This window comes from Mesorhizobium sp. M4B.F.Ca.ET.214.01.1.1 (genome assembly GCF_004791545.1).
GTDB lineage: Bacteria > Pseudomonadota > Alphaproteobacteria > Rhizobiales > Rhizobiaceae > Mesorhizobium > Mesorhizobium abyssinicae.
Window position 1 is genome coordinate 136,862 of the sequence record NZ_SRUX01000008.1, and the last position, 26,261, is coordinate 163,122.

General features: G+C 66.5%; 25 protein-coding genes and 1 tRNA gene. 8 read left to right on the plus strand and 18 right to left on the minus strand.

The window, feature by feature from the left end; translation table 11 throughout:
* The first annotated feature begins 11 nt into the window (after positions 1-11).
* The 4 genes from EN857_RS17405 (at position 12) to EN857_RS17420 (ending at position 1,696) form a co-directional block, all read left to right on the plus strand.
* Positions 12-87 (plus strand) — tRNA-Ala (locus tag EN857_RS17405).
* A 481-nt stretch (positions 88-568) separates the two neighbouring features.
* Positions 569-952, plus strand: a complete 384-nt coding sequence (locus EN857_RS17410; protein ID WP_245478259.1) for a glycoside hydrolase family 99-like domain-containing protein — start codon at positions 569-571, stop codon at positions 950-952.
* 207 nt (positions 953-1,159) lie between these two features.
* Entirely contained in the window at positions 1,160-1,351 is a 192-nt protein-coding gene (locus EN857_RS17415; protein ID WP_127391699.1) for a hypothetical protein, read from the plus strand.
* Between the two features lie 126 nt (positions 1,352-1,477).
* The gene (locus EN857_RS17420; RefSeq protein WP_127286976.1) at positions 1,478-1,696 is read left to right on the plus strand and encodes a hypothetical protein; all 219 of its coding nucleotides are present in this window, start codon (positions 1,478-1,480) and stop codon (positions 1,694-1,696) included.
* Between the two features lie 30 nt (positions 1,697-1,726).
* Here EN857_RS17420 and EN857_RS17425 read toward each other — a convergent pair whose 3' ends face one another.
* Genes EN857_RS17425 through exbB form a run of 3 tightly spaced genes read right to left on the minus strand, consistent with a single transcriptional unit; the run spans position 1,727 to position 4,122 of the window.
* Positions 1,727-2,698 (minus strand): energy transducer TonB, encoded by a 972-nt coding sequence (locus EN857_RS17425; protein ID WP_135858929.1) that lies wholly within the window; start codon positions 2,696-2,698, stop codon positions 1,727-1,729.
* Positions 2,695-3,153 carry a TonB system transport protein ExbD gene (gene exbD / locus EN857_RS17430; RefSeq protein WP_127391697.1) on the minus strand — a complete coding sequence of 153 codons (459 nt, stop codon included), beginning with the start codon at positions 3,151-3,153 and terminating at the stop codon, positions 2,695-2,697. Before exbD ends, EN857_RS17425 begins: the two co-directional genes overlap by 4 nt.
* Positions 3,154-3,159: 6 nt before the next feature.
* On the minus strand, positions 3,160-4,122 hold the full coding sequence (gene exbB / locus EN857_RS17435) for a tonB-system energizer ExbB (protein WP_127391696.1): 963 nt from the start codon (positions 4,120-4,122) through the stop codon (positions 3,160-3,162).
* Between the two features lie 264 nt (positions 4,123-4,386).
* Here exbB and EN857_RS17440 point away from each other — a divergent pair, with 264 nt between their 5' ends.
* The gene (locus EN857_RS17440; RefSeq protein WP_127391695.1) at positions 4,387-5,061 is read left to right on the plus strand and encodes an isochorismatase family cysteine hydrolase; all 675 of its coding nucleotides are present in this window, start codon (positions 4,387-4,389) and stop codon (positions 5,059-5,061) included.
* Positions 5,062-5,069: 8 nt separating this feature from the next.
* Here EN857_RS17440 and EN857_RS17445 read toward each other — a convergent pair whose 3' ends face one another.
* Together EN857_RS17445 and EN857_RS17450 are read right to left on the minus strand one after the other, a co-directional pair.
* Positions 5,070-6,011 (minus strand): LLM class flavin-dependent oxidoreductase, encoded by a 942-nt coding sequence (locus EN857_RS17445; protein WP_135858931.1) that lies wholly within the window; start codon positions 6,009-6,011, stop codon positions 5,070-5,072.
* 130 nt (positions 6,012-6,141) lie between these two features.
* Positions 6,142-6,291, minus strand: a complete 150-nt coding sequence (locus tag EN857_RS17450) for a hypothetical protein (protein WP_127392438.1) — start codon at positions 6,289-6,291, stop codon at positions 6,142-6,144.
* Positions 6,292-6,574: 283 nt separating this feature from the next.
* Here EN857_RS17450 and EN857_RS17455 point away from each other — a divergent pair, with 283 nt between their 5' ends.
* Entirely contained in the window at positions 6,575-7,342 is a 768-nt protein-coding gene (locus tag EN857_RS17455; protein ID WP_127392437.1) for an SDR family oxidoreductase, read from the plus strand.
* A gap of 179 nt (positions 7,343-7,521) precedes the next feature.
* On the opposite strand, the gene EN857_RS17460 is transcribed toward EN857_RS17455, so the two are convergent.
* The 5 genes from EN857_RS17460 to EN857_RS17495 form a co-directional block, all read right to left on the minus strand.
* Positions 7,522-8,466, minus strand: coding sequence for an ABC transporter permease (locus EN857_RS17460; protein ID WP_127392436.1), 945 nt, complete (start codon positions 8,464-8,466; stop codon positions 7,522-7,524).
* Positions 8,463-9,512, minus strand: coding sequence for an ABC transporter permease (locus EN857_RS17465; RefSeq protein ID WP_127392435.1), 1,050 nt, complete (start codon positions 9,510-9,512; stop codon positions 8,463-8,465). Before EN857_RS17465 ends, EN857_RS17460 begins: the two co-directional genes overlap by 4 nt.
* A gap of 242 nt (positions 9,513-9,754) precedes the next feature.
* The gene (locus EN857_RS17475; RefSeq protein WP_127392434.1) at positions 9,755-11,266 is read right to left on the minus strand and encodes an ABC transporter ATP-binding protein; all 1,512 of its coding nucleotides are present in this window, start codon (positions 11,264-11,266) and stop codon (positions 9,755-9,757) included.
* A 233-nt stretch (positions 11,267-11,499) separates the two neighbouring features.
* Positions 11,500-12,525 (minus strand): BMP family protein, encoded by a 1,026-nt coding sequence (locus EN857_RS17485; RefSeq protein ID WP_127392433.1) that lies wholly within the window; start codon positions 12,523-12,525, stop codon positions 11,500-11,502.
* Between the two features lie 340 nt (positions 12,526-12,865).
* Positions 12,866-14,935, minus strand: coding sequence for a 3-hydroxyacyl-CoA dehydrogenase NAD-binding domain-containing protein (locus EN857_RS17495; protein WP_135858935.1), 2,070 nt, complete (start codon positions 14,933-14,935; stop codon positions 12,866-12,868).
* A gap of 234 nt (positions 14,936-15,169) precedes the next feature.
* Between EN857_RS17495 and EN857_RS17500 the strand changes: the two genes are divergently transcribed.
* The gene (locus tag EN857_RS17500; RefSeq protein WP_187331383.1) at positions 15,170-15,769 is read left to right on the plus strand and encodes a TetR/AcrR family transcriptional regulator; all 600 of its coding nucleotides are present in this window, start codon (positions 15,170-15,172) and stop codon (positions 15,767-15,769) included.
* Between the two features lie 15 nt (positions 15,770-15,784).
* Here EN857_RS17500 and EN857_RS17505 read toward each other — a convergent pair whose 3' ends face one another.
* The 8 genes from EN857_RS17505 to EN857_RS17540 form a co-directional block, all read right to left on the minus strand.
* Positions 15,785-16,732 carry an ABC transporter permease gene (locus EN857_RS17505; protein ID WP_127309180.1) on the minus strand — a complete coding sequence of 316 codons (948 nt, stop codon included), beginning with the start codon at positions 16,730-16,732 and terminating at the stop codon, positions 15,785-15,787.
* Between the two features lie 2 nt (positions 16,733-16,734).
* Entirely contained in the window at positions 16,735-17,718 is a 984-nt protein-coding gene (locus tag EN857_RS17510) for an ABC transporter permease (RefSeq protein ID WP_135858937.1), read from the minus strand.
* Between the two features lies 1 nt (position 17,719).
* Positions 17,720-19,231 carry a sugar ABC transporter ATP-binding protein gene (locus EN857_RS17515; protein WP_127393213.1) on the minus strand — a complete coding sequence of 504 codons (1,512 nt, stop codon included), beginning with the start codon at positions 19,229-19,231 and terminating at the stop codon, positions 17,720-17,722.
* A gap of 44 nt (positions 19,232-19,275) precedes the next feature.
* Positions 19,276-20,289 (minus strand): ABC transporter substrate-binding protein, encoded by a 1,014-nt coding sequence (locus tag EN857_RS17520; RefSeq protein WP_127393214.1) that lies wholly within the window; start codon positions 20,287-20,289, stop codon positions 19,276-19,278.
* 95 nt (positions 20,290-20,384) lie between these two features.
* On the minus strand, positions 20,385-21,272 hold the full coding sequence (locus tag EN857_RS17525; RefSeq protein ID WP_127393215.1) for an SMP-30/gluconolactonase/LRE family protein: 888 nt from the start codon (positions 21,270-21,272) through the stop codon (positions 20,385-20,387).
* Positions 21,272-21,466 carry a 4-oxalocrotonate tautomerase family protein gene (locus EN857_RS17530; protein ID WP_127283079.1) on the minus strand — a complete coding sequence of 65 codons (195 nt, stop codon included), beginning with the start codon at positions 21,464-21,466 and terminating at the stop codon, positions 21,272-21,274. Before EN857_RS17530 ends, EN857_RS17525 begins: the two co-directional genes overlap by 1 nt.
* Positions 21,467-21,592: 126 nt before the next feature.
* Entirely contained in the window at positions 21,593-22,333 is a 741-nt protein-coding gene (locus EN857_RS17535; RefSeq protein WP_127283078.1) for a response regulator transcription factor, read from the minus strand.
* The gene (locus EN857_RS17540; RefSeq protein WP_127393216.1) at positions 22,327-23,598 is read right to left on the minus strand and encodes a histidine kinase; all 1,272 of its coding nucleotides are present in this window, start codon (positions 23,596-23,598) and stop codon (positions 22,327-22,329) included. The genes EN857_RS17535 and EN857_RS17540 overlap by 7 nt, the downstream gene beginning before the upstream one ends.
* A gap of 225 nt (positions 23,599-23,823) precedes the next feature.
* Between EN857_RS17540 and EN857_RS17545 the strand changes: the two genes are divergently transcribed.
* Complete coding sequence (locus EN857_RS17545; protein ID WP_135858939.1) at positions 23,824-26,229, plus strand: glucan 1,4-alpha-glucosidase; 2,406 nt, start codon at positions 23,824-23,826, stop codon at positions 26,227-26,229.
* Positions 26,230-26,261: the final 32 nt, after the last annotated feature.

The window sequence follows — 26,261 nt, forward strand, 5'->3', positions numbered from 1 at the left end:
ATCCGCTGGACGGGGCTGTAGCTCAGCTGGGAGAGCGCATCGTTCGCAATGATGAGGTCAGGGGTTCGATCCCCCTCAGCTCCACCAGCGGATCTAAAATCAAAGCCTTAGCAATGGGTTTTCGCTGGTGGGACAACCAAGTGAGCCATTGCTATGCGCATGCCCGCCTACCTGTCACGCTCCCGACACGGAATCTTCTACTATCGATACCCCATACCTAGACCGTTGCACCCCAAGGGAGCTGCGACAGCTATTCGACTATCTCTGGTTACCAGGGATCGTTGCGAAGCATTGCTAGCAGCGCACAGCCTCAGCTGCGTAGCCCCTCTGGTGGGGCGCAACGGATCCATCAGAGAGAACGGGCACCTATCCCCGCTTGTGATATCGAGTTTCCAGCACGCTATTGCAGGCGCACGCGTTCCGAACGCCGAGACTTTCAAAGAAGCAGCGGATGTGAATTCTCTCGACAACTTCATGATGGATCGGATTCTTGAGGAGTTTGGTCGGTCCACGGATATGCCGGATAAGTCGCGGCGAATGCTCCTCAACGAGTACCGGCGCGCGAACGGTGCGTACTGCCAAGCCGTACTCGATTTCGATAGCGCGTTTGGCAGCTACGATTTCGGCACTGACAATCAGGCCACTGTCCCTTTGCCTTCGTCGCAAAAGTCATCTGACTTCACGTTTACGAGGTTTTGGGAAAAGACCTAGACGCCCGGACAGTCGACCATCCGAAGGCGCGCAGAGTGATAGAAGTTCTCGCGTATGGCTGAGCAACGCGGTCGTCGACACATCCGATCGTTTTGCCGATTTCGACAGCCGCCTGATATTCGTCAACGCCTGGAACGAATGGGCCGAGGGGGCCTATCTGGAGCCCGATGCCCGCTACGGCTACGCCTATCTGCAGCAGACGCGGGATGTCCTGTCGGCCCCGCCGGCAGCCGACATGTGACAAAGGATTCCGGAGCCGTTCTTGCCGCTTCGCCGGGATTGTCCTGACAGCAAGGCGATCGAAGTCATTTGCATGCCAATGTTTCCAAACCGATGATTCCGGAAACAGCCCGTGCCTTTTCGTGCCATCCCCCCGAAACGGACCCGGCACATCCTTCCTGCATCATGCGACGGCGATCACTTCGCCGTCGCAACGACGCGAAGGACAATGCCGATGTCGATGCTCGGAAGCCTGGCCGACTACAGCCGCCTGATCATGCGTGCGCACAACAGCGCCAAGACCAGGTACATGATGGACGCCCTGCCGCCGAACCTGCAGCAGGACGTCGGCTGGCAGGCCGGCCCCGCCATGCATGAAAAGAAGAAGCTCGCGCAGATGATTTTTTCGGGCAGGCGCTGAGGCCGGCCGGTCAGGCCGCGCCGATCGCTGCCCGAAACGCCGAGCCCATGTGAGCTACGTCATAGTCTCTCGCGGCCCAAAGGTTCATTAGCGTCAGTGCATGTTTTCGTCGGATGGGAGGAAGCCGTGCCTTATTCACAACGCGAAGCGCGTGCCTATCTGGACCGCTATGGCGGCCCTTCGGGCACACGGATTGAACTGGTCGAGACGGACAGGCAATGTTTTGTCCGGGTCCTCGAGGACGAGGAGGAACGCACCTACTCGTTCGAGCCGGGATCCTTTGCCCTGGCCTTCGCCGAAAGCCAGCGGATGCGCCTCAAGCTTCCGGCGATCGTGCACCTTTAGGGCTGCGCCGCGGGGACAAGTCTCCACGCTTTAGTTCCGCAGACTGAAAACAAACGGCGCGGTGCGGGTGACGCGGGCGCCGAGTTCGGGGGGCGGGGCCGGCACCGAGGCGCCTTGCAGCGCGCCGAGCGCCGCGCGGTCGAGGTCGGCGTCGCCGGAAGACCGCGCCAGCCGGGCGGAGACCACCCGGCCGGAGGAATCGACCGTGAAAGTCACGTTCGGGTTGCCTTCTGCCCGCCTCGACCGGGCCGCGCTCGGATAGCGCGTGTGCCGCCTGATCCACGCCGCCAGGCTGGAATTCCACCGCGCCGGGCCGGCGCCGAACCGTTGCGCTCCCTCCGTTGCCTTCGGCGCCGCCGTGCGCGCGGCCCGCCTGGCGTCGACGCTTGCCGCCATCGCCGTCTTAGCCGGCGCCGGCTTCTCCTTCTTCGGTTGCTGCTTGTCGACGGGCTTCTTCGCCTTGGCCTCGACCGGCTTCTTGGGTTCCGCCGGCGCATCCACCGGCTTCGGCTGCGGCAACGGGATGACGACTTCGGGCGCCACCGTCTCGACGACGTCCGGGACCACTTCGTCCAGCGGCTGCTGCTCGCTCAGCGCGGCGACCGTCGGCGCCGCCGGCGCGGTCGCCGCGGCCTCGACCGGCTGTTCGGCGGTCGGTTCCGCCTCTTCGGTAACCGGCTTAGGCGCCGGCTCGGTCACCGGTTTCACCGCCGTCACCGTCTCCGTTTCCTCGACCGGCTCGGCCTGGTCAGGCATCACCGTATCCGGCACCAGCGCCTCTTCCTGCACCGCGGGCGCGACCGCCAGCGGCGACATCTCGATCGCCAGCGCCGGCGGCGGCCCGCCATCGGCGGAATCGGCAAGATTGAAACTCTGCACCGCATAGGCGACAGCCACATGCGCGATCAGGATCAGGGCGGCGGCAGCGGCCCACAGGCCGGTCTCGCGCACGCCGAAACGCGGCTGACCGATGCCGGACAGAGCAGCCGCTGCGCCAGTCATGGGACTGCGCCTCCGCTCGCCGGCGCATCGGCCGAAGGCAGCGTCTCCAGGCCGACTAGCGCGATCTTGAGATAGCCGGCGGCGCGCAGCAGGTTCATCACTTCCATCAGCTCGCCATAGCCGACCGTCTTGTCAGCGCGCAGGAAGATGCGCGTCTGCTTGTCGCCCTTGGTGCGGCCGTCGAGCGAGGTGGCGAACATGGCGCGCGGCACGCTGTCATTGCCGATGGCGAGCGTAAGATCGCTCTTCAGCGTCAGGAACAGCGGCGTCTCGGGCCGCGGCGCCGGCGTCGCCGTCGAGCCCGGCAGATCGACATTGACATCGACCGTCGCCAGCGGTGCGGCGACCATGAAGATGATCAACAGCACCAGGATGACGTCGATGAACGGGGTGACGTTGATCTCGTGGCTTTCCTCGAGATCCTCGCCCACCGTTTCGCGAATCCGCGCCGCCATGTCCGCTCACCCCGCCGCGATCGTGCCTGCCGGCGGCACGGTGCGGAAATCGAGGTCGCGGCTGACCAGCCGCTCGACGCCGGCGGCGGCATCGGCAAGGATCTGCCGGTAGCCGGCTATGGAGCGGGCAAAGACGTTGTAGATGACCACCGCCGGGATAGCCGCCACCAAACCCATAGCGGTGGCAAGCAGGGCTTCGGCGATGCCGGGCGCAACGACCGCCAGATTGGTGGTCTGCGCCTGCGAGATGCCGATAAACGCGTTCATGATGCCCCACACCGTACCGAACAGGCCGACGAAGGGCGCCGTCGAGCCGATCGTCGCGAGCAAGCCGGTGCCGCGCGACATGCGCCGCGCCGCCGCCGCCTCGATGCGCGACAGCCTGGAAGTGACGCGCTCCTTCAGGCCGTCGCCGGAGACATGGCCGAGCGCGCCGGCCGAAAGCGCGGCCTCCTCCTCGGCCGCGCGCACCAGCAGCGCGCCAGGGCCATTGTTGTGGCCGAGCGCGCGGCCCGCTTGCATTAGCGTCGCGGCATTGCCGATCGCCTGCGCGGCGCGGCGCGCCCTCAGCTTGCCGCCGAGGATCTCCAGCGACTTGGCCAGCCAGATCGTCCAGGTGACCAGCGAGGCGAAGGCGAGGCCGACCATCACCGCCTTGACGATGATGTCGGCGGCCACGAACATGCCCCAGGGTGACAGATCGTGCGGCAGTGTCAGCGCGATCGCCGTCGACGGCTCACCGCCGGCGGCGGTCGGAGCCGGCTGAACGCCCGGCTGCGGTGCAACGGGAGCAGCCATGGCGGGAGCGGTTGTCGCGGGCGCCGCCGCAGCCGGTTGCTGCGTGGCAGGGGTCGCCGCCGGCGCCTGCACGGCCGGAGCTGGCGTCGACGATTGCTCCTGCGCGACGACCGCGCCTGCCGACAGGATGAACGCTGCGGCCAGCGCCGCGAAAAGACCATGTCCAGCCACGCTCTGGCCTTCCTGCAACTCGGGCTTGCGCGATCGTCGACAACCGGTTTCCGGCTGCCATCAACGGTTGACTATAAAACATGAGTTTACTAGTCAACTATGAAGATGACTTTTTGGATCAACAAAAAATGTCATGGCGTTCCAACGCAAGGCCGAATTGCGCCTTGCTGCCCAACGTGCGCCTCTGCGGAGGGCAATGATCCTGCCTATGGACTGCGGTGCCATCTCCGGCCACGATAGCGGCGGCAAGCGCGAGGCAAGCCGATGATCAAGGCGATCCCGTTCGATTTCCCCTATGACGGCCGGCTGGTGCCGGGACACACCGCGCTGCTGGTCATCGACCTGCAGGAGGATTTCCTGTCGCCGACAGGCTACTTCGCCAGAAAGGGCTATGACCCTTCGCCGCTCAGGGCGATCCTGCCGGCGGTCAACCGGCTGATCGCGGCTGCGCGCGCCGCCGGCCTGACCATCGTGCACACCAGGCAAGGCTACCGCGCCGACATGGCCGACATGACGCCTTACGAGAAATGGCGCCGCCAGCGGGCAGGGCTCGACGGCACCGACATCCTGCTACGCTCCAGCCCCGGTTTCCAGATCGTCGCCGATATCGAGGTCGCGCCGCAGGACATCGTCGTCGACAAGACCTGCAACGGCGCCTTCACCTACACCGACCTGGAGCTGGTCCTGCGCGCACGCGGCATCACGCATCTCCTGTTCACGGGATGCACGACCGACGTATGCGTCCACACCACGCTGCGTGAGGCGTGCGACCGCAACTTCCAGTGCCTGACGATCTCGGACGCCTGCGCCAGCGGCGACTGGCAGGCGCATGAAGCCGCGCTTCACATGGTGACGGTCGAGGACGGCGTCTTCGGCGCGCTGGCGGATTCGGACGCCGTTATCGAAGCGCTGGCCCGGCTTGCCGGCGGGCCGCGCTGACGACCCGGTCAGGCCGGGGCGCGGGATTGCGATGGCAGGCGCGGCACGAATGCGCCGGGCTGCGTCACGCTGTTCTCGAGACGCGCCAGTGAATTGGCGACGAGCGTGACCATTTCGCGGCCCGTCGTCGCGATCTCGCGCGGACGGTCGATCCCGCCGACCATGAATTCATGGATGCCGAGCGCCGCATAGGGCAGCAGCGACAGCGCGATCTCGGCCGGCGACCCGGAAACCGCGACCGCCTTGTGCTCGGCGATACCTTCATCCTTTTGCGAACGGATGCGCACGGGCAGCGCGAAGCGCAGTTTGCCGACCCTTCCATGCTCGGCGGCGGCGGCGCGCACGCGCTCGATCAACTGGCCGACCTCGTCCGGCGAACCGGCCGACAATTCGAACACATCCGCGTGCCGGCCGGCGACCCTGAGCGCCGTTCCCGACTGGCCGCCAAGCCGGATCGTCACGTCGGCGCCGTGCGGGCCCTTGCGCGGCACATAACCGCCTTTGACGCTGTAGAAGGCGCCTTCATGGTCGAACGGCCTGTCGTTCGACCACAGGCGCTTCAGAAGCACCAGATATTCATCGATGCGCTGCCACACCACGGTGTGCCCGACCGGCCGCGCCTCGGCATCCTCGTCGCTGAGCGGCTCGCTGAGCATCCTCAGCGACAGGCGGCCACCGCTCCTGGCAGCGAGCGCCGCAAGCTGCCTGGCCGCCACCGTCGGCTCGACGACGCCGGCCCAGTGGGTCAGCACCACCTCCAGCGACGCGGTGCGCTTCAGCGCCTGCGCGGCTATGTCCATATTGGTGAGCAGGCCGGCCGGATCGTCGACGACGATCTTCTGGAAGCCGACATCCTCGATCAGCGACAGTTTCGTCGCGGTCTCGGCGAAATCATAGAAGAAGCTGCCATTGGCAGACTTGCCCGGAACATGCGTGAACTCGATCGGCATTGCCATCTCCTCCATCACGTTTGGAATCGCATATCGAAACCACAGGGCGCGGGAAAACGCGCCGCTGACGCGGCTCACTAAACTCCGGTTGCCTGAAAGCGTTAGGCCGCCACCCCGTGGTTCCCGCGCCTCAGGGAATGAGCCCCAGAACGACTGCCCCGGTGAACGCGAACGCAAGCGTGAAAACGAGATAGGCGAAGGCCCCGCCATAGGCCGGCCGCCAGCTCTGGCCGATGGTTTGGCCTCTGCGGTCTGTCTGGGTGTTTTGGTAATAGGACATATCGGCCTCCGTCTCACCCTTAATCTATAAAGTTAGTAGACTTTGTCGATTGCTATTTTCCCGCGATCCGCAGAACGAATTTCTCATATCGCGCTGGACATTGGTTTGGCTTGCTGCGTCTGCCCTATCCAGGGGAAACGGCTGCGGAGACGATCACGCCTGGGGTTTCCGTGGTCGTGCTGGAGCCGGTGTGGCGGGGATGCGGCCAGCGAGCTTGGCCATCCGACACGCGCGGGTTAGCATCGCTGCCGGTTCACGCGTGAAGCATCAACAGGAGAAAACAATGGGCGGAAGGCTGGCGGGCAAGGTTGCCATCATCTCGGGCGGCGCGACGGGCATGGGCGGGGCGGCTTCCGAGCTGTTCGCGGCGGAAGGCGCAAAGGTGGCGATCGTCGATCGCAACGGCGAAGCGGCGGCGGCGACCGCGGCTGCGATCCGCGCCCGCGGCCATGTCGCCGAGCATTTCGTTGCCGATGTTTCCGACGAGGCGCAGGTCGAAGCGGCGGCGATGGCGGCGGCGGCAAAGCTTGGTCCGGTCACCGTGCTGTTCAATCACGCCGGCACCATCGTCATAAAGCCGTTCCTGGAGACGACGCTCACGGAATGGGACTGGCTGCATGCCGTCAACGTCCGCTCGATGTTCCTGATGACGCGCGCGGTGCTGCCCGGCATGATCGCGGCCGGCGGCGGTTCGATCGTCTGCACCTCGTCGATCTCGGCGGTGGCGGCGACGCCGAACGAGGTGCTCTACGACACCACCAAGGGCGCCTGCCACATGTTCGCCCGCGCCATCGCGGTCGAGTTCCGCGACCGCAACATTCGCTGCAACGCCGTCTGCCCCGGCTTCATCCGCACCCCGCACGGGCTGCGCGAGGTGGCCGACCTAGGGAAACTTGGCGTCGACGTCTCCGACGCGGCACTCGCCGCCCAGCAGGGCCGCATCGGCGAGCCGGAAGAAGTGGCGAAGGCCGCGCTGTTTCTGGCCAGCGACGAATCCAGCTTCGTCAACGGCGCGCATCTCTTCGTCGACAACGCCTTTACGGCGATGTGAAGCGTCCCAAGCTTGGCGCCCTTCCTCTCCCCCGTCGATCGGGGGAGAGGTGTCGAGCGCAGCTCGACGGAGTGGGGGTCGACCCTCGACGCGGTGCAGGGAGTTTCCTGCGCATCGGTTGGCGACGGGTGCGAGGTGGTTCCCCCGCTCCGGAGGGAGAGGAAAGGGCGCCAAGTCCTCTAACGCTCCTCCTTGCGGAACGGCTTGAGCAGCGCCGAGGGCGCGACCGCGTTGCGCGACATGAAGGCCATAGCGACGATGGTGAAGATGAAGGGCAGCATCAGGAAGGCTTCGTAGGGGATGTGGCCGAGCCCGCTCGCCTGCATCCTGAGCTGCAGCGCGTCGACGAAGGCGAACAGCAGCGCCGCCCCCGCCGAGCGCCACGGGTCCCAGCGGCCGAACACGACCAGCGCGATCGCCACCCAGCCGCGCCCGGACACCACGCCGAAGGTGAAGGCGTTGAACTGCGCCATAGTGAGGAATGCGCCGGCAAGGCCCATCAGCGCGCCGCCAAGGATCACCGCCTGGAAGCGCGTGCCAATCACGCTGACGCCGGCCGAGTCAGCGGCGCGCGGGTTCTCGCCGACCATGCGCACGGAGAGCCCCCATGGCGTGCGGTAGAGCACAAAGGCGGCGAGCGGAACGGCGATGATCGCCAGATAGACAAGCGTGAACTGGTTGAACACCGCCGGGCCGAGGATCGGAATGTCCGAAAGCAGCGGGATCGGCTCGGGCTGGAAACCCTTGATGCTCGGTGGCACCGACTGCTGGCCGAAGATCAGCCGGTAGAGGAAATACGCGAGCCCTGAGCAGAACAGCGTCACGCCGATGCCGCAGACATGCTGGCTGAGGCCCAGCGCCACCGTGAACAGCGCATGCACCGCGCCCATCAGCGCGCCGGTCGCCACGGCCACCAGCACGCCGAGCCACAGGCTGCCGCTGAGGCTGGTGGCGGTGAAGCCGGCCATTGCCGACAACAGAATGATGCCTTCGATGCCGAGATTGAGCACGCCGGCACGCTCGGAAAACATTTCGCCGAGCGTGGCGAAGGCGAGCGGCGTGGCGATGCGGATGATGGCGGCGAGGAAGCCGACCTGGAAAATCTGCTCGAACACCGCGCTCATGTCGCTACCCGCCGAATTCGATAGGCGGTGAACAGCAGCGCCACCAGCATGGCAAGCAGCGCCGTGCCCTGGATGACGTCGCTCAGGAAAGCCGGCACGCCGGTCGCCCGCGACATCGCCTCGGCCCCGGTCATCACCGCGGCAAGGAAGAGCGCCGCCGGCACCACGCCGAGCGGATTAAGCCTGGCCAGCATGGCAACGACAATGCCGGAATAGCCGTAGCCGGGCGAAATGTCGCTCATCACCTGGAAATGCACGCCGCCGACCTCGCCGACGCCGGCCAGGCCCGCCAGCGCGCCGGAGAGCAGCGCGGTCGAGATGAGCACGCGCTGCACGTTGATGCCGCCGTAGCGGGCGGCTTCCGGATTCTCGCCGGTGACACGGATGCGGAAGCCGAGCGTCGTGCGCGCGATCAGGAACCAGACCAGGGGCGCCGCGATCAGCGCCGCCACGACGCCGAGATGCAGGCGCGTACCCTCGACCAGCACCGGGAAATTGGCCGAATCCTCGATAGGCGGCGAGATCGGATAGCCGCTGAAGCTATCCTTCCACGGCCCCTCGATCAGCGCCATCAGCGCGTAATAGATGACCGAGTTGAGCAGCAGCGAACTGACCACGTCGTCGACCTTGAATTTGACGCGCAGCGTCGCCGGCACCAGCGCCACGGCGGCGCCGGCCGCGGCACCCGCCAGCGCCATCAGGAGCATGGCGAGAGTGCCCGGCATCGGGATGGCGCCGACGAAGCAACTCGCCACGGCGCCCGCCAGCAACTGGCCCTCGGCACCGATGTTCCAGAATTTTGCCCGGAAGGCGACCGCCACCGCCAGGCCGGTTAAGATCATCGGCGCGGCGCGCACCAGCGTCTCGGTGATGGCGTAGCTGTCGCCGAGCGAGGCCGACAGCATCACGCCATAAGCCTCGATCACGCCGGCGCCGGCCACCGCTATCAGCCCGCTGCAAAGGACGAGCGCGGCGCCGATCGCAAGCAGCGGCAGCGCCAGATTGAACCAGGCCGGAGTGCTGGTGCGGGCTTCCAGGCGAAACATCAGGCGTGGCCCTCCGCTCGCCAGATGTCGGCGCCGCCCCTCATCCGCCTGCCGGCACCTTCTCCCCGTATAGTGACGGGGAGAAGGGGGCTGGCCGCAGCCGTCACACCCTTCTTGCAACGCTCGCGATTGGCGAAATCATCGATGAAAGCGCCCCTCTCCCCGTCACTATACGGGGAGAGGATGCCGGCAGGCAGGTGAGGGGCGGCGCCGACGTTCGAAATCAGAGGCAAACCCACGCTCTACGCCCTCCCCTCCGCGCCGGTCATCATCAGGCCAAGCCTTGCGACGGTGGCTTCCGCGCCGGCCAGCGTGCCGGCGATGCGGCCCTCATACATGACCGCGATGCGGTCCGAGAGCATCAGCAGCTCTTCCAGATCCTCGCCGATGACGACGATGCCGCAGCCTTTGGCGCGCATGGCGAGGAACTTTTCATGGATGAAGCGGGCGGCGCCGATATCGAGGCCGCGCGTCGGCTGCGAGACGATCAGCACCTTCGGATCGAAGGCGAGCTCGCGCGCCAGCAGTGCCTTCTGCAGATTGCCGCCGGAGAGCGCGCCAGCGCGCACCATCGGTCCGGGACAGCGTATGTCATAGGCCTTGATCTGGGTTTCGGCGAAAGCACGGATGGCGGACGGATTGAGCAGACCCTTGCGGCTGAACGCCTCGGTGCCGATGCGCGGCAGCACCATGGAATCGGCAAGCGGCAGGTTGGTGACCAGGCCGGTCGTCATCCGGTCCTCGGGGATGCGGCCAAGGCCGAGTGCCTGCACCGAGCGCGGCGAGAATTGCGCAACTGCTTTGCCGGCTATCGTCATCGTGCCGGTTTTCGGTGGCAGCATGCCGGAGATGACATCGGCCAGCGCCCGCTGGCCATTGCCGGAGACGCCGGCGATGCCGAGGATCTCGCCGGAGCGGACGAAGAGCGACACCTCGCGCAGCGGCGTGCCGGCATGGCCCGAGGTCGAGATGCGATCGAGCAGCAGCACGGAGCCGCCCGGTGTCGAAGCCACTTTGGTCGGCGGCACGATCTCATGACCGCACATCAATCGCGCCATCTCGGACGACGTCGTGTTGGCGGGGTCGTCGACGCGGCCGGCGACCTTGCCGTGCCGCAGCACCACGCAACGGTGGGTCAGCGCCCTCACCTCGTTGAGCTTGTGCGAGATGAAGATGATGCCCAGTCCCTGGCCCGCCATCGAGCGCAGGGCGGCGAACAGGCCGTCGACCTCGCTTGGCGCCAGCACCGCTGTTGGTTCGTCGAGGATCAAAAGCTTGGCGCCGCGAAACAGCGCCTTTATGATCTCCAGCCGCTGCTGCTCGCCGACCGACAGCGCCGAGACCGGCAGGGCGGGATCGAGGCTCAAGCCGTGCTGGCGGCCGATCTCCTTCAGCCGCGCCAGCCCGCCGGCGCGGTCGATGCGGCCTGACTTGCCCGGAATGCCGATCAGGAGGTTCTCCAGCACCGTCAGCCGCGGCGCCAGATGAAAATGCTGGTGCACCATGCCGATGCCGGCGGCGAGCGCGTCGGCCGAACTGTGGATGCCGACCGGCCGGCCCTCGACCAGTATCTGACCGGCGTCCGGCGCATAGGCGCCGAACAGCACGTTCATCAGCGTCGTCTTGCCGGCGCCGTTCTCGCCGAGCAGCCCAAGGATCTCGCCCGGTGCGACGCTGAGATCCACGGCCTCGTTCGCCTTGACGGCGCCGAAGCTCTTGGTGATGCCGCGCATTTCGATGAGTGAGGCGGACAAGGGTGCTCCTGACTGAAGATCCGGCTAACCGCGAAGGGCAACGCGAGGCCCCCCTCTCTGGCCTGCCGGCCATCTCCCCCTCAAGGGGGGAGATCAGATGTCACGCCAGCTTTCGCCAATCTTCTACGTCGCAGGTAAAGCGGTAAGACCGAAACCGCCAATCTCCCCCCTTGAGGGGGAGATGCCCGGCAGGGCAGAGAGGGGGGCTTGGCGCCAACCTCAAGCCGAAGCGCTCAATCCGAAACCGGCGTGTTCTCGTCGACGTCGACGCGGAAATTGCCTTCGAGGATCTCCGCCTTCTTCTTCTCGACCAGTTCCTTGACCTCGGCCGGCAGCGTCTTGTCGAACTTGTGATACGGCGCCAGGAACGAGCCGCCCTTGGCCATGCGCGAGAAGTCGCCATAGTCCTGCGCGGTGAACACACCCGCCTTGACCAGCTTGATCGCCTGCTCGACCGTCGGATACATGTCCCACACCGGGCCGGTGATGACCGTATCCGGGCCGAGGCTCGACTGGTCGGACATGTTGGAGATGGCGAGGATCTTCTTCTCCACCGCCGCCTCGATGACGCCGAAGCGCTCGGCATAGATGACGTCGACGCCGGCGTCGATCTGCGCCACGGCGGCTTCCTTGGCCTTCGGCGGATCGAAGAAGGAGCCGATGAAGGCGACCTTCTTCTTGACGTTCGGGTTGACCTCCTTGGCGCCGGCGAAGAAGGCGTTGACCAGCCGGTTCACTTCCGGAATGCCCATCGCCGCGACCGCGCCGACCGTGCCCGACTTCGACATCTTGCCGGCGATCAGGCCGGACAGATAGGCCGGCTCATGGATCCAGTTGTCGAAGACGCCGAAATTGGGCTCGGCCGGCCCGGCGCCGGAGCCGAACAGCCATGCCGTCTTCGGGAACTGTTTTGCCGTGCGGCGCGACTCGCGCTCGGCGGCGAAGGCATCGCCCAGCACCAGCTGGTAGCCGCCCTGCGCATATTCGCGCATGACGCGGCTGAAGTCGGCGGTCTGCACCTTCTCCGACCATTTGTATTCGATGCCGAGCTCCTTCTCGGCCTTCTGCAGGGCGACGTGGATCTGGTTGTCCCACGGCTCCTCGATCGGCGTGGCGAAGATCGCCGCCACCTTCAGCTTCTTGTCCTTGGCGAAGGCGGCATTCGGCAGCACCGCCGCTGCCAGCCCAAGCGCGCCGAATTCCAGCACGGTGCGCCGCGACAGGCCGGCGCGTTGCGTCTTGCTATGATCGTCTTTCATGGAAGTGCCCCTCTGCTTGACAGCCGTGTCGAGCCGGCCGTTCTCAGGAATGTCAGACGCTGGACTATGGAACGACGCCTGAGTTTTGTCCACATGGTCAAATTTGGCAACGAAGGGTCGCTGTTGCGACCGGGAAACGTCGACGGGACAGCGCCCCCCTCTGGCCTGCCGGCCATCTTCCCCACTTGGGGGGAGATCGGATGTCACGCCGGCTTTCGCCAATTACCAGCGTGGCTAGAAGAGGGAGGCGCCAAAACCACTAATCTCCCCCCTTGTGGGGGAGATGTCCGGCAGGACAGAGGGGGGCGCGAAGGAACGCGGCGTTCGTTCTAGACGGCTACTATCCTCCAGCACCCTCCCAAGCCCCCGTCTCCGCGAACCTTCTCAGCATCGGCGCCGGCTCGAAGATCACCCGACCGGTTAGCCGGTGCCAATGCTCCAGCCGCTCGACGATCTTCGCAGCCCCTTCGAGGCCGGCCCAGAACATCGGCCCACCCTTGCCGATGGGAAAGCCGTAGCCGTTGACCCAGACGACATCGATGTCCGACGCGCGGGCGGCAATGCCTTCCTCCAGGATCTTCGCGCCCTCGTTGACGAGGGGATAAAGCGTGCGCTCGAGGATTTCTTCCGGGCCGATCGCGCGGGGCTCGATGCCAAGCGCGGCCGCCTTGGCCCGAACCAGCGCCTCGACCTCCGGATCGGCAAGCTGCTCGCGCGAGCCGCTTTCATAGCGATACCAGCCCCTGCCGGTCTTCTGGCCGAAACGGCCCTGCTCGCAGAGCGTGTCGGCGATGACAGCTATCTGGCCGCGCGCCTTGCGATTGCGCCAGCCGATGTCGAGGCCGGCGAGGTCGCCCATCTGGAACGGCCCCATCGGCCAACCGAAATCGGTGAACGCCTTGTCGACCTGGCCGGGCGTCGCCCCTTCCAGCAACAGCGCTTCGTTCTCCGTGCCGCGCGCGGACAGCATGCGATTGCCGACGAAGCCGTGGCAGACGCCGACGACGACCGGCACCTTGCCGATGCGCCGCGCCAGCTCCGCAACCGTCGCCAGCGCGTCGGGCGCGGTCCTATCGGCGCGCACGATTTCCAGGAGCTTCATGACATTGGCCGGCGAGAAGAAATGCATGCCGAGCACATCTTGCGGCCGCGACGTCGAGGCGGCGATCTCGTCGACATCGAGATAGGAGGTGTTGGTAGCAAGGATCGCGCCCGGCCTGGCCACCGCGTCGAGTTTGCCGAACACCACCTTCTTGACCGCCATGTCCTCGAACACGGCCTCTATGACCAGGTCGCAATCGGCAAGGTCGGCATAGTCGGTGCTGCCCTTGAACAGGCCAAGCCGTTGTTGCCTGGCCTCTTCCGTCAGCGAGCCACGCCCGACCGAGACGGCGTAGTTCTTCTCGATCATCGCCATCCCGCGCTCCAGCGCCTCCTCGCCGGTTTCGAGCAAGGTCACCGGAAAGCCGCCATTGGCAAAGGCCATCGCGATGCCGCCCCCCATCGTGCCGGCGCCGATGATGCCGACGCGGGCGATCTTGCGCCGCGTGCCGTCCTTGCCTTGTATCTTTGCCGCTTCGCGTTCGGCGAAAAACAGATGCCGCTGCGCGCGCGACTGGTCGCCGGCAACGAGCTTCAGGAACAGCTGGCGCTCGGCGGCCAGCGCTTCGTCGAAGGGCAGCGTGATCGCGTTGCGCACTGCCTGCGCGCAGGCAAGCGGAGCCTCCAGGCCGCGCGCCTTCCTGGCCAGCTCGGCCGCCTTGGCGTCGAAAGCCGAAAGATCGGTTTCGGCAAGGCGCTCATTGCGGTCGCGAACTGGTGGGAATGGCCCGCCGTCCGCAACCATTTCGTTGGCGAAACGAATGCTCGCCGCCAGGAGTTCTTCCTCGAAGACCGCGTCGACGAGACCCGCCGCTTTGGCCTCGCCGGCCGAAATCGGCGTTCCCGAAACGATCATGCCGAGCGCCTTCGCCGCGCCGACCAGGCGTGGCAGGCGCACCGTGCCGCCGCCGCCCGGCAGCAGGCCGAGCTTTACCTCGGGCAGGCCGAGCCTGGCGGCTTGGTCGGCGACGCGGAAATGGCAGCCGAGCGCCAGTTCCAACCCGCCGCCCAGCGCCGTGCCATGGATGGCGGCGACCGTCGGCTTGGCGATGGTCTCGAGCAGCGCCACGATGGCGCGCAGCTCCGGCTGCTGCACCGGCTTGCCGAATTCGGTGATGTCCGCGCCGGCGACGAAGGTCCGCCCGGCGCAGGCGAGGACGATGGCCGTGACGGAGGCATCGTCGCGCAGGGCGGTCAGCGCCTCGAACAGCGGCTGGCGGACATGGAAGCTCAGCGCGTTGACTGGCGGGTTGTCGATCGCGACCACCGCGACGCTGTTGTCCCTGGTGACGCTGACGAAACTGGACAAAGCTGGACCCTCCCGAAGATCGCTATTCACCGCGGGTTGCGGTTTACAGGGCCAGCCAGCCGATGAGAACCCGATCCGGCCCCTGGCCCAATCGTTGCCTCGCAAGCCCCGGCCCCGCCCGCCAGATTGGCAGGCCCGATACCGCCAGGCAACGCTGGCATGACCGCCGCCAGCGCTGTTACATGAGGGCAGCCTCGGTTATATATGAGGATAGTCTCAGCTGGAAATATGACGATGGCCTCGGAAAAGGCGCCGCAACCGCGCGCGCCGCAACAGAAAAGAGGGCACGACCGCGTCGCGGCGCTGATGACGGCGGCGGCGGAACTGTTCGTCGAAAGGGGTTTTGACGCCGCCACGATGACCGAGATTGCCGCCAGTGCGGGCGCGGCCATCGGCACGCTCTATTTGTTTTTCCCGACCAAGCAGGCGATGGCGCAGGCCATCCTGGAGGCGCATGCGGAAGAGCTGTCGGCCGAGCTCGACGCCTTGCGCGAGCAGACCGAGGCGATGCATGCGGCGACGATCGCCGACCAGCTGTTCGCATTGCTTGGTACGTTCATGGCCACGCACCCCGCCTATTCGGCGCTGCTCGACCTGCCGGGTGACGATCAATGGCGGCGCACGTTGCGCGCCCACCGCCGCGAGCAGATCGCCGCCCTGTTTGCTCAGGCCTATCCGCCCTTGCCGGCGGAGCAGGCGGAGCGGCTGGCGGTGATCGTGCCGCAGTTGATGCGCATCCCGCTGAGCCTGGCCGGCGAGACGCGCCTGCGCGACGACGTGCTGGACGAATTGCGACTGATGCTGAACAGGCATCTGGAGGCAGGTGAGGGCTAGCGCGACGAGGTGCGCTCAGCGAACCGCCTTCTCGCCGCCCGCCGCCGTGATCACCCCGACGATGATCAGTCCGGTCAGCACCAGCCGCACGCCGGCGCTGACGCCGAAGGTGTTGAGCATGGTGAGCAGCAGCACCAGGAACAGGCCGGCGCCCCAGACGCCCGGCACATTGGCCTTGCCGCCTGCCACCGACGTGCCGCCGATGACCACGACCGCGATCGAGGCGAGCAGGTATTCGTTGCCGATATCGACATTGGCGCCGCGGAAATAGCCGGCGAGCAGTGCCCCGTCGATGCCGCCCAGTGCGCCGCAGAGCGTATAGGTGAGGAAACGGACGCGGCCGACATTGACGCCCGCGAGCCAGGCGGCGCGGATGTTCTGGCCGATCGCCAGCACAGAGCGGCCGTAGATCATGCGCTGCAGCGCCGTTGCCGCGCCGACGGTGAAGACCACCGTCAGCAGCGCCAGCACCGGTATGCCGAGGATTTGCCAGTTGGTGAAGTCGGCGAAGCCCGGCGGCGGCTTGATCTGGAGGCCGCGCCCGTAGCTGATATCGATCGACTGGATGATGAAGCTCGCCGACAGCGTCGCGATGATCGGCGGGATCCTCAGCGCCCAGATCAGCAGATAGTTGGCCGCGCCGATCGCCGCGCCGCAGCCAAGAGCGGCAATCAGCCCGACGGCGATCATCGCATCATTGCCGTCCATCACCTTCATCGCCACGGCGCTGGCCAGCCCGATATTGGCCGGCAGCGACAAATCGACATTGCCGGGGCCGAGCGTGATGACGAACATCTGACCGACGCCGACGATGACGGTGAAGACGGCCAGCGACAGTGCCGCCGTGATCATGCCGCCGGCGCCGTAGCCGCCAGTGAAGGCGATGGTCGCCAGCCACACGACGAAAGCGCCGATGAAGGACCAGATCCAGGGTTTGGCGAGCATCGTCCGCAGCGAGGCCATCCTCACCTCTCCTTGCGGCTGATCAGCACCCGCGCCGCCAGCACGATGATCAGGATGGCGCCATTGGCAGCCACCTGCCAGTCGGGCGGGATGTGCATGAAGGTCAAGAGCGGCGAGGCGGCGAGCGCCAGCGTCAGCGCGCCGATGACGGCGCCGATCGGCGACACCCGGCCGCCGACGAACTCGCCGCCGCCGAGGATGACGCCCGCGATCGACAGCAGCGTGTAGCCATTGCCGATATTGGCGTCGGCCGAGGTGGTGATGCCGATCAGCGCCATGCCGGAGAGCACGCCGAACAGGCCGGTCAGCGCGAACAGCACGATCTTCGTCCGAAGCAGCGACCAGCCGGCGCGCCTAAGCGCCGCCGCATTGCCGCCGGAGCCGCGCAGGATGACGCCGTAGGAGGTGCGCATCAGCCCGATATGCACCACCGTCGCGATCACCAGCGCGGCGATGATCGGGAACGGAATGAGCGGCGGTTTGAAGGCCATCAGCGACAGCAGCCAGTCGGGCGCCTTGCCGCCTGGCTTCGGCAGGATGAGGATGGCAAGGCCCTGCCAGACGAAGCTCATGCCGAGCGTCACCACGATCGACGGCAAGTTGCGCAGGTGGATCAGCGCGCCAAGCAGCGCGTAGACGCCGATTGAGCCGAGCAGCACCGCGATGCCGACGAGCGGCGCATCCTTCAGCCAGGTCGCGGTGACGCAGCCGACGAAGCCGACGAAGGTGCCGATCGAGAGGTCGAGCTCGTTGCCGGCGATGACGAACATCTGCGCGATCGTCGCCAGCGCGATCGGGATCGCCAGGTTGAGCATCAGGGTGAAGCCGAAATAGGAGATGGCGCGCGGGTTGAGCCAGGCGATCGCCAAAAGCACCAGCGCCAGCGACAGCGCCGGCAGCAGGCTGCGCAGCATGCGCGCCCGCGCCGCCGCGCCGCCGCCAGCCGGCGACGCCTTCAATCTGGTTTCGAGCGAGGCCGCCGTCATCTCAGGCCGCGTCGCCGAACGAGGACTGGATGATCTTTTCCTCGGTCAGCTCGTCGCGTCCGAGATTGGCGACGATGCGGCCGTTCTTGAAGACATAGACGTGGTCGCAATTGTCGAGCTCTTCGGTTTCGGTTGTGTACCAGAGGAAGGTGCGGCCGCGGCCAGCCTCCTCGCGCACCAGGTCGTAGACTTCGAGCTTGGTGCCGATGTCGACGCCGCGCATCGGATCGTCCATCAGCACGATCCCGGCATCCGAGCCCAGCGCACGCGCAAACAGCGCCTTCTGCTGGTTGCCCCCGGACAGCGAGTAGATGTTGTTGTTCATGTCCGGCGTGCGGATGCCGATCTTGTTCTTCCAGAAGTCGGCAAGCTCGGCCTCGCGCTGCGGCGAGATCAGCAACCCGCTGCGCAGCAGCGCCAGCGAGCGGATGCCGATATTCTCAGCGATCGACCACTGCGGGAAGATACCGTCAGACTGGCGGTCGCCGGCCACCAGCGCCACCGGCGCGGTCACCTCGATGCCGGTCCTGGCGCGCTGGGCAGCGGCAAAGATCGCCAGCAACAGATCGGTCTGCCCGTGGCCGGCGAGCCCGGCGAGCCCGATGATCTCGCCCGCGCGGGCGACGAGCTCCTTGCCGTCCTGCTGCCGCGCCGGACGCGCCTTGACCCGCAGCGGCCCGGCTTCGGCCTTCCTTGTCTCCGCGGCCGTTCTCTGATGCCCCTCGGCGCCGCCCATGGTGGCGACCAGCCGGTCGCGGTCGAAGGCGCTTGCAGCGTCGGCGGCGACGACCTTGCCGTCGCGCATCACCACGATGCGGTCGGCGTTCTGCAGCACTTCGCCCAGCACATGCGAGATCAGGATGCAGCTGCCGCCGGAAGCGACGAAGCGGCGCACGAAGGCTAGCAGCTGGCCGGCCGTGTGCGCGTCGAGCGACGAGGTCGGCTCGTCGAGGATGACCAGCGCCAGCGGATCCTCGGTCAGCGTGAAGGCGCGCGCCACTTCCACCATCTGCCGCCGGCCGATCGACAGGTCGCCGGCGATGTCGGAAGCGGAGATGCCATGGTCGGGGAAGATTTCGTCCAGCTTGGCGGCGATCAGCTCGGCGGCCTTGCGGCGCCAGCCGAAACCGATGAGCGAAGGATGGTTGATGCGCGTGTTCTCGGCGACGCTGAGGTTCGGGCAGAGCGACAGCTCCTGGAACACGCAGCGTATGCCGAGCTCAAGCGCCCGCGGCACCGAATAGTCCCGCTCGGCGCTGCCCCGCACCGTGATCGCGCCGCTGTCGGGGACAAGCGTGCCTGCCACCATATGCATCAGCGTCGACTTGCCGGCGCCGTTATGGCCGACGAGGCCGACGCATTCGCCGGCGCCGACATGGAAGTCGACGCCGCCAAGCGCCCGGACGGCGCCGAAATGCTTTTCGGCACCGTCCAGCCTGATGATGTCGATATTGGCGGCGCCGAAATGCTTCGCGGCGCCGTCCAGCCTGGTGTCGGTGTTTGCCTTGGGCATGCTCAACGATATCCGGTTGGCGATGCCGGCGGCAACAGTAGCCATCACTTGATGTTGGCTTTGATGGCCCCGATGGCGTCTTCCTGCGTATATTCGTGCGTGGCGACGCCGCCTTCCTTGATCTTCGGCAGGGCGGCTTCGAAATCGTCCTGGGTGAAGGCGAGGTACGGCACCAGAAGGTCGTGCGGAATGTCGGTGCGGCCGTCGAGCACCTGCTGCGCCACCCAGAAGGCCAGCGTCGAGACGCCCGGCGCGATCGACGCCGACCATGTCTTGTAGCCGTCCTTCTCCTTCTGCTCTTTCCACCACTTCAGCTCGTCCTGGCGGTTGCCCATGATGATGGTCGGGCGCGGCTTGCCGGCGGCGGCGAAGGCCTGCGCGGCGCCGTAGCCGTCACCGCCCTGGTCGACGATGCCGACGACATCCGGCAGCGACGGCAGGATGGTCGCCACCGCCTTCTGCGCCGTGGTCTGGTCCCAGTCGCCGGTCACCGAGCCGACGATCTTGAACTCGGGATGGGCGGCGACGCCTTCGAGGATGCCGGCATGGATGGCGTCGTCGATCGAGGTTCCGGCCAGGCCGCGGATTTCCAGCAGATTGCCGCCCTTGGGCTGGAACTTGGCCATCTGCTCGACTTCCTGCTTGCCCATGTCCTTGAAGTCGACGACGACCCGGTAGGCGCAGGGCTCGGTGACGGTGCCGTCGAAGGAGACGACGACGATGCCGGCATCGCAGGCCTGCTTGATGGCGCCGTTGAGCGCATCCGGCGAGGCGGCGTTGATGACGATGGCGTCGTAGCCCTGCAGGATCAGGTTCTGCACCTGGGCGGCCTGGGTCGGCACTTCCTTGTCGGCGGTGGTGAAGACGTCGGCGGCCGCGACCACCTTGTCCTCGACCGCCTTCTTGGTGACGATGCCGTAGCTGTCCAGCATCGCCTGGCGCCACGAATTGCCTGCGTAGTTGTTGGAGAAGGCGATCTTCTTGCCGCTGGTATCGGCAAGCGCGGTGCCCGAGGCGAGCATCGCCGCCAGAGCGCTCAGGACGAGTAGTTTCTTCATGTCGTATCCTCCCAGATGTGTTGACTGCTGCACTCCAGCCGGCTTTTAAGGCCGGCCTCACTTCCAATCCGATTTGAGCCCGGACGATCCCGCGCTCAAAACAGCCTCAGCCCCGGCACGCGGACTCTGAGCCGGTAGAGCGACGTCGACGCGGCGATGTAGAGGCTCCTCAGATCCTCGTCGCCGAAGGTGAAATTGGCACAGTCTTCCGGCGTCGCGATGACGCCGAGAAGCTCGCCGGAGGCATCGAAGACGTGGATGCCGCCCGGGCCGGTGCAATAGAGATTGCCGCGGCTGTCGATCTTCATGCCGTCGGTCGATCCCGGCTCCGTGCCTTCGATCACCGCCCAGACCGCGCCGCCATTGAGGTCGCCATTGGTCTCGACGCGGAACACCCTGATATGCCCGCGCTCGGTGTCGTTGATGAACAGGCGCGATTCGTCGAGCGAGAAGCAGAGCCCGTTGGGCTGCGCGAAATCGTCGGCAAGCAAGGTCAGGGCGCCGTCGCCGTCGATCCGGTAGACACCCTGGAACGAAAGCTCCTGCTGTCGCGGCACGCCGTAGAATTCCACCCGGCCAAAGCCGGGGTCGGTGAAGTAGATGGAGCCGCCGGTAGCGACGACGACGTCGTTCGGGCTGTTCAGCTCCTTGTCGCCGTAATGGGTGGCGAGCACGGTCACGGTTCCGTCCGGCTCGGCGCGGGTGACGCGGCTCGTCGCGTGCTCGCAAGTGACCAGCCGCCCGCGGCGGTCGAGCGTGTTGCCATTGGCTTTATGGCTGGGCTCCCGGAACAGCTCGATCTCGCCCGATGGGCTGCGCCTGTACATGCGGCTTTCGGGAATGTCGGAAAACACCAGCCATTTCTCGTAAGGATGCCACACCGGCCCTTCGATGAAGGAGTAGCCCGTGGCCAGCCGTTCGATCGACGCGTTGCCGACAACGTCGTCGAAGCCGGAATGGCGGGCCCGCGCCGAAATCGACATCACTGGTCCTTCGGCTTGCGGACAGCCGCGCCGCCGACGAACCAGTCGCTGCCGGCCACGTCCTCGAACACCACCCAGATCGCCTCCTTGGGCAGTTCGGCGACCTCGCTGATGGCTTCGGTGACGCGGCGCGAGATCTCGTCCTTGCGCTTTTGCGAATGGCCCTCGAGTATCCGTATGTTGACGAACGGCATCGGCGCCTCCCGGGCATTTTCTTGTTGTGGGGAGCGAGCCTAGTCAGGCCCCGGGCCGGGCGATACGGGTCAACGCGCAGCGCCGACTGTGGTTTTGCACAGTCGGTTGCAAGCCGGTGACAAGGATCATTGATCCTGCAGCGGCGCCGCCTGTGCCAGCCAGGCGTCGAGCCTGTCCTGCTCGCGGCGCAGCGCATCGATGTTGACCAGGCCCCGCGCCAGGGCGAGGTAGATCGCTCGCGTGCGCGAGTTGAAGACCGAAGCCTCTCCGGCGCCCTCCTCCGGCGGCACGATGCCCAGCTTGTCGTAGACATGCTTGATGCGGCTTTGGGCGCCGCGGATCGACAGGCCGCGGCGCGCCGCGATCGCCCTGTCGGTCAGGCCCAAGGCGATGTCGATCAGGCTCTCATATTCGCCGTCGGTGATGCCCTCGAAGCGGTCCTGGACGCGGTGCTGGATACCACGGATCTCGCGGTCGATGATGCAGTGACCTTCGCGGAAGACGCCGCGCAGCGCCGAGCGCATGCCTTCTTCGGTCGCCGATTTCAGCACATAGCCATAGACCGAGCCGGGCGGCACGATGCGCGCCACGCCCCGCACATAGGCCTCGTCGGCGAAGTTCGACCAGAACAGGATGTGCGTGCCGGCGCGTCGGCTCCAGATCGCGCGCGCCACCTCGATGCCCGTCGCCTTGGGCAGTTGCAGGTCGAGCACGACATGCGGCGGCTCGCGCTCGGCCGCCAGGTTGATGGCATCCTCGCCGTCGCCGGCCTCGATCACCTCGACATCGCCCGGCCACAGCTGTTCCACCGTCCGGCGCGCGAAGGTGCGATGCAGCCCGTCATTCTCGGCAATCATGATCAGCACGACGCCACCTCCGATACCGCCTGCTGCTCGCCAGCCGTGGCCGGCTTGCCGTCCGCCGGCGCGCGATCGATCTCGATCAGAACCCTGGTGCCGCCCTTGCGACCGGCCGGCTCGAAGCGCAGCCGCGCGCCGACCAGCGCTGCCCGCGTGTGCATGTGGCCGATGCCGCCCTGCGCCGCCGGGTCGATCGTGCCGCAGCCATGGCCGTCATCGGTGACGACGACACTGAACACGCTGTCGGTCGACGTCAGCAGCACCTCGATGCGGCCGGGCGCTGCGTGCCGCACGGCATTGTTGATCGCTTCCTGGACGATCCGGTAGAGCGCCGTGCGCATCGTCTCCGACAGGCTGTCGGCGCTGCCGTCGCTGGTGTCGGCGATGCGCACCGCGATCGGCGGTTTCGCCCGCGCGACGCTGCGGTTCAGATGCGCTTCGACGGCGTCGCGCAGGCCGAACAGCTCGAGCACGCTCGGCCGCATGTCGTCGACGATGTGGCGCAGCTCCGCCAGGCAGCCGGCGATCTCCTGCTCGAGGTCGGCGAGCTGCGCCGTTCGCGCCATGCCCCGGCTGCGGAAGGCCGAGACCTGGCGCGCGATGCGGGCAAGGTCGCCAAGCGTCTGGTCGTGCAGGTCCATCGCCATGCGGCGGCGCTCGCGCTCCATGCCCTCGGTCAGTTGCGAGGCGCCGACCCTGAGCAGCTCCGCCCGGTTGCGCGTCTCGCTTTCGGCAAGCATGGCGCGCCGCGCCTCCTCGGTCTGGATCAGCGCGAAAATATAGGGCGCGATCAGATCGGCGCATTGCTGGGCGACCGCGACATCCGCCAGCGTGTAGCAGCCGATCTCGTGGCGGCTGATGTTGAGCGCGCCGATGACGCTGCCCCGCGCCCTCAGCGGTACGATGATGCGGCTGCGCAGCTTGGCCGCGAAAATCGGCCCATCGAAGGCGCCGGCAAAGTGGAAGCGGTCGTCGACAAGCGCGTTGTCCGACAACAGGTAGGGCGTCTTGCCCCACAGCACGTAGCGGATCGGGCTGCCTTCTACCGGATGCTGCGCCAACTCGCTCCAGCTGGTGTGGAAGCCGGCCTCGTAGCAGGCATGCATGCGTCCGTCCTGCGACAGCACCGCCAGGTCGATATGATCGTGCGGGATGAGCGTGCCGATTTCGATCGCCGTTGCCCGAAATGCCGAGCCCGGATCGATATGGCCTGCCAGCGCTCGCGAAATGGCGAGCAGCCTGTCGATCAGCTGGGGAGATACGTCCGACATGTCTCCTCCCTTGCAATCCGGCTAACCAAGCGACACGCCACGACGCCTCGTTCGCCAGCGCGGCCGATACCGGGTTTGCCTGCAGTCCTCCCTGCGCTGAAATAGTGAACGCTTGCCGATGCCGCTGTCAACGACGCCTCTCTTGCGACCGGCGATCAACTTCAGGTGCGACGATTGAAAAGCCTTCTGCTCCTGGTTTAGGAACGACGGCAGGAGAGATGATGCATGGCAGCGACCGTTGCTCAGGGCGCCCCGGGAATACCGGCGCGCTGGACGTCAAGCGCCAAGAGCGGCGTCGGCACGGCGCTTTCTGAGGCCAGTCGGATCTGGTTCACGATCAGCCACGGCATCGTCAACGAAATCTACTATCCGCGCCTCGACAAGGCCTGCACGCGCGACATGGGGCTGATCGTCACCGGCCCCGCCGGCGCTTTTTCGGAAGAGAAGCGCGATGCCGTGCATGCTGTCGCGCCTTTCGAGGACGGCGTGCCGGGCTACAGGCTGACCAACACCGCGAGGGACGGGTCATACAGGATCGAAAAAAGGATCATTACGGACCCGAAACGCCCGGTCCTGCTGCAGGAGATCACCTTCACGCCGCTCAAGGGCCGGCCTTCCGATTACCGTGTCTACGCGCTTCTGGCGCCGCATCTCGTGAATGCCGGCATGGGCAACACCGCCTGGGTTGGCGAGCACCACGGCAGGCCTGTGCTGTTCGCCTCGGGACGCGGCACCTGCCTGGCGCTTGCCTCGTCGCTGCCCTGGGGCGCCTGCTCGGCCGGCTATGTCGGCTTCTCCGACGGCTGGCAGCAGCTCCAGCATGGCGGCGCGCTCGATCCGGCCTGCCAGCGGGCCGAGGACGGCAATGTCGCGCTGACCGGCGAGATCGGCTTTTCCGCCGGCAACGGCACGGCGCTGCTGGCGCTCGGTTTCGGCAGCTCGCCGGAAGAGGCTGCCGAAATGGCTTCGGCCAGCCTGGAGCAGGGCTTCGATGCGGCCGCCACGACCTATGTCGGGAACTGGCGCGAATGGCAGGCCGGGCTGCTTAAGCTCGACCGGCAGGCAGTGTCGGGATTGAATACCTACCGCGCCAGCACGGCGGTGCTGGCCTCGCATCTGTCGGTCGCCAGGCCGGGAGCCGCCGTCGCCAGCCTGTCGATCCCCTGGGGCTTCAACAAGGGCGACGACGACCTCGGCGGCTATCACCTAATCTGGCCGCGCGACCTGGTCGAGACGGCCGGCGGCTTCCTCGCCGCCGGCGACGGCAGCCAGGCGCTGCAGATCCTGGCCTATCTGCGCTCGATCCAGCAGCCGGACGGCCATTGGCCGCAAAATGCCTGGTCCGACGGTACCGCCTATTGGCCGGGCATCCAGATGGACGAATGCGCCTTTCCGCTTCTGCTCGCCGACGCCCTGCGCCGTGCCGGCCATCTGCCGCGCGCCAAGCTCGCCGACTTCCTGCCGATGATCGAAAGTGCCGCGTCCTACGTGGTCCGCAACGGGCCGGTCACCGGCGAGGACCGCTGGGAAGAGGATGCCGGCTACAGCCCGTTCACGCTGGCCGTCGAGATCGCCGCCCTGCTGGCGGCCGCCGACATGCTCGACATCATGGGAAAAACAGAGCCGGCAAACTATCTGCGCGAGACCGCCGATTGCTGGAACGACCAGATCGAGCGCTGGACCTATGTCGCTGGTACGCCGCTATGCGCCGAAGTGGGCGTCAACGGCTACTATGTCCGCATCGCCCCGCCGGATGCGTCGGATGCCGCATCGCCGAAGGACGGCTATGTGCCGATCAAGAACCGGCCGCCGACCGACACCGACAGGCCGGCCGAGGCCATCATCAGCCCGGATGCGCTGGCGCTGGTGCGCTTTGGGCTCAGGGCCGCGGATGATCCTCGCATCCTCGACACTTTGAAGGTCATAGACGCCAGGCTGCGCCGCGACCTGCCGCAGGGACCGCTCTGGTACCGCTACTCCGGCGACGGCTATGGCGAGCACGAGGACGGCTCACCCTTCGACGGCACCGGCCTGGGCCGTGCGTGGCCCTTGCTGGCGGGCGAGCGCGCCCACTACGAGCTCGCGGCGGGCCACAGGGACAGAGCGGAAAGCCTGCTTGCGACGCTCGAGGCGTCCGCCGGGGTCGGCGGCCTGCTGCCGGAGCAGGTCTGGGACGGCCCTGACCTGCCGCAGCGCGAGTTGCGCCTCGGCGCACCCTCGGGCAGCGCCATGCCGCTGGTCTGGGCGCATGCCGAGCATATCAAGCTGTTGCGTTCGCTCCGTGACGGCGCCGTGTTCGACCTGCCGCCGCAAGGCGTCGAGCGCTACATCAAGGCAAGGACCACCTCGCCCACGAGGATATGGCGCTTCAACAACAAGATCCGCGCCATCCCCGCCGGCAAGAATCTGCGCGTCGAGCTTGCGGCCAAAGGCGTGGTGCACTGGAGCAGCGACAAGTGGCTGACGGTGCGCGACGACAGGACCGCCGAGAACGCCTTCGGCGTCCATCTGGTGGATCTGCCCGTTGACCGCCTGCCGCCGGGAAGCACGATCGTCTTCACTTTTTTCTGGCCCGACACCGGCCGTTGGGAGAATGTTGACTTCACCGTCGGCGTCGATGCCCGGTCATGATCCCGAAAAGTGGATACCGGTTTTCGGAAAAG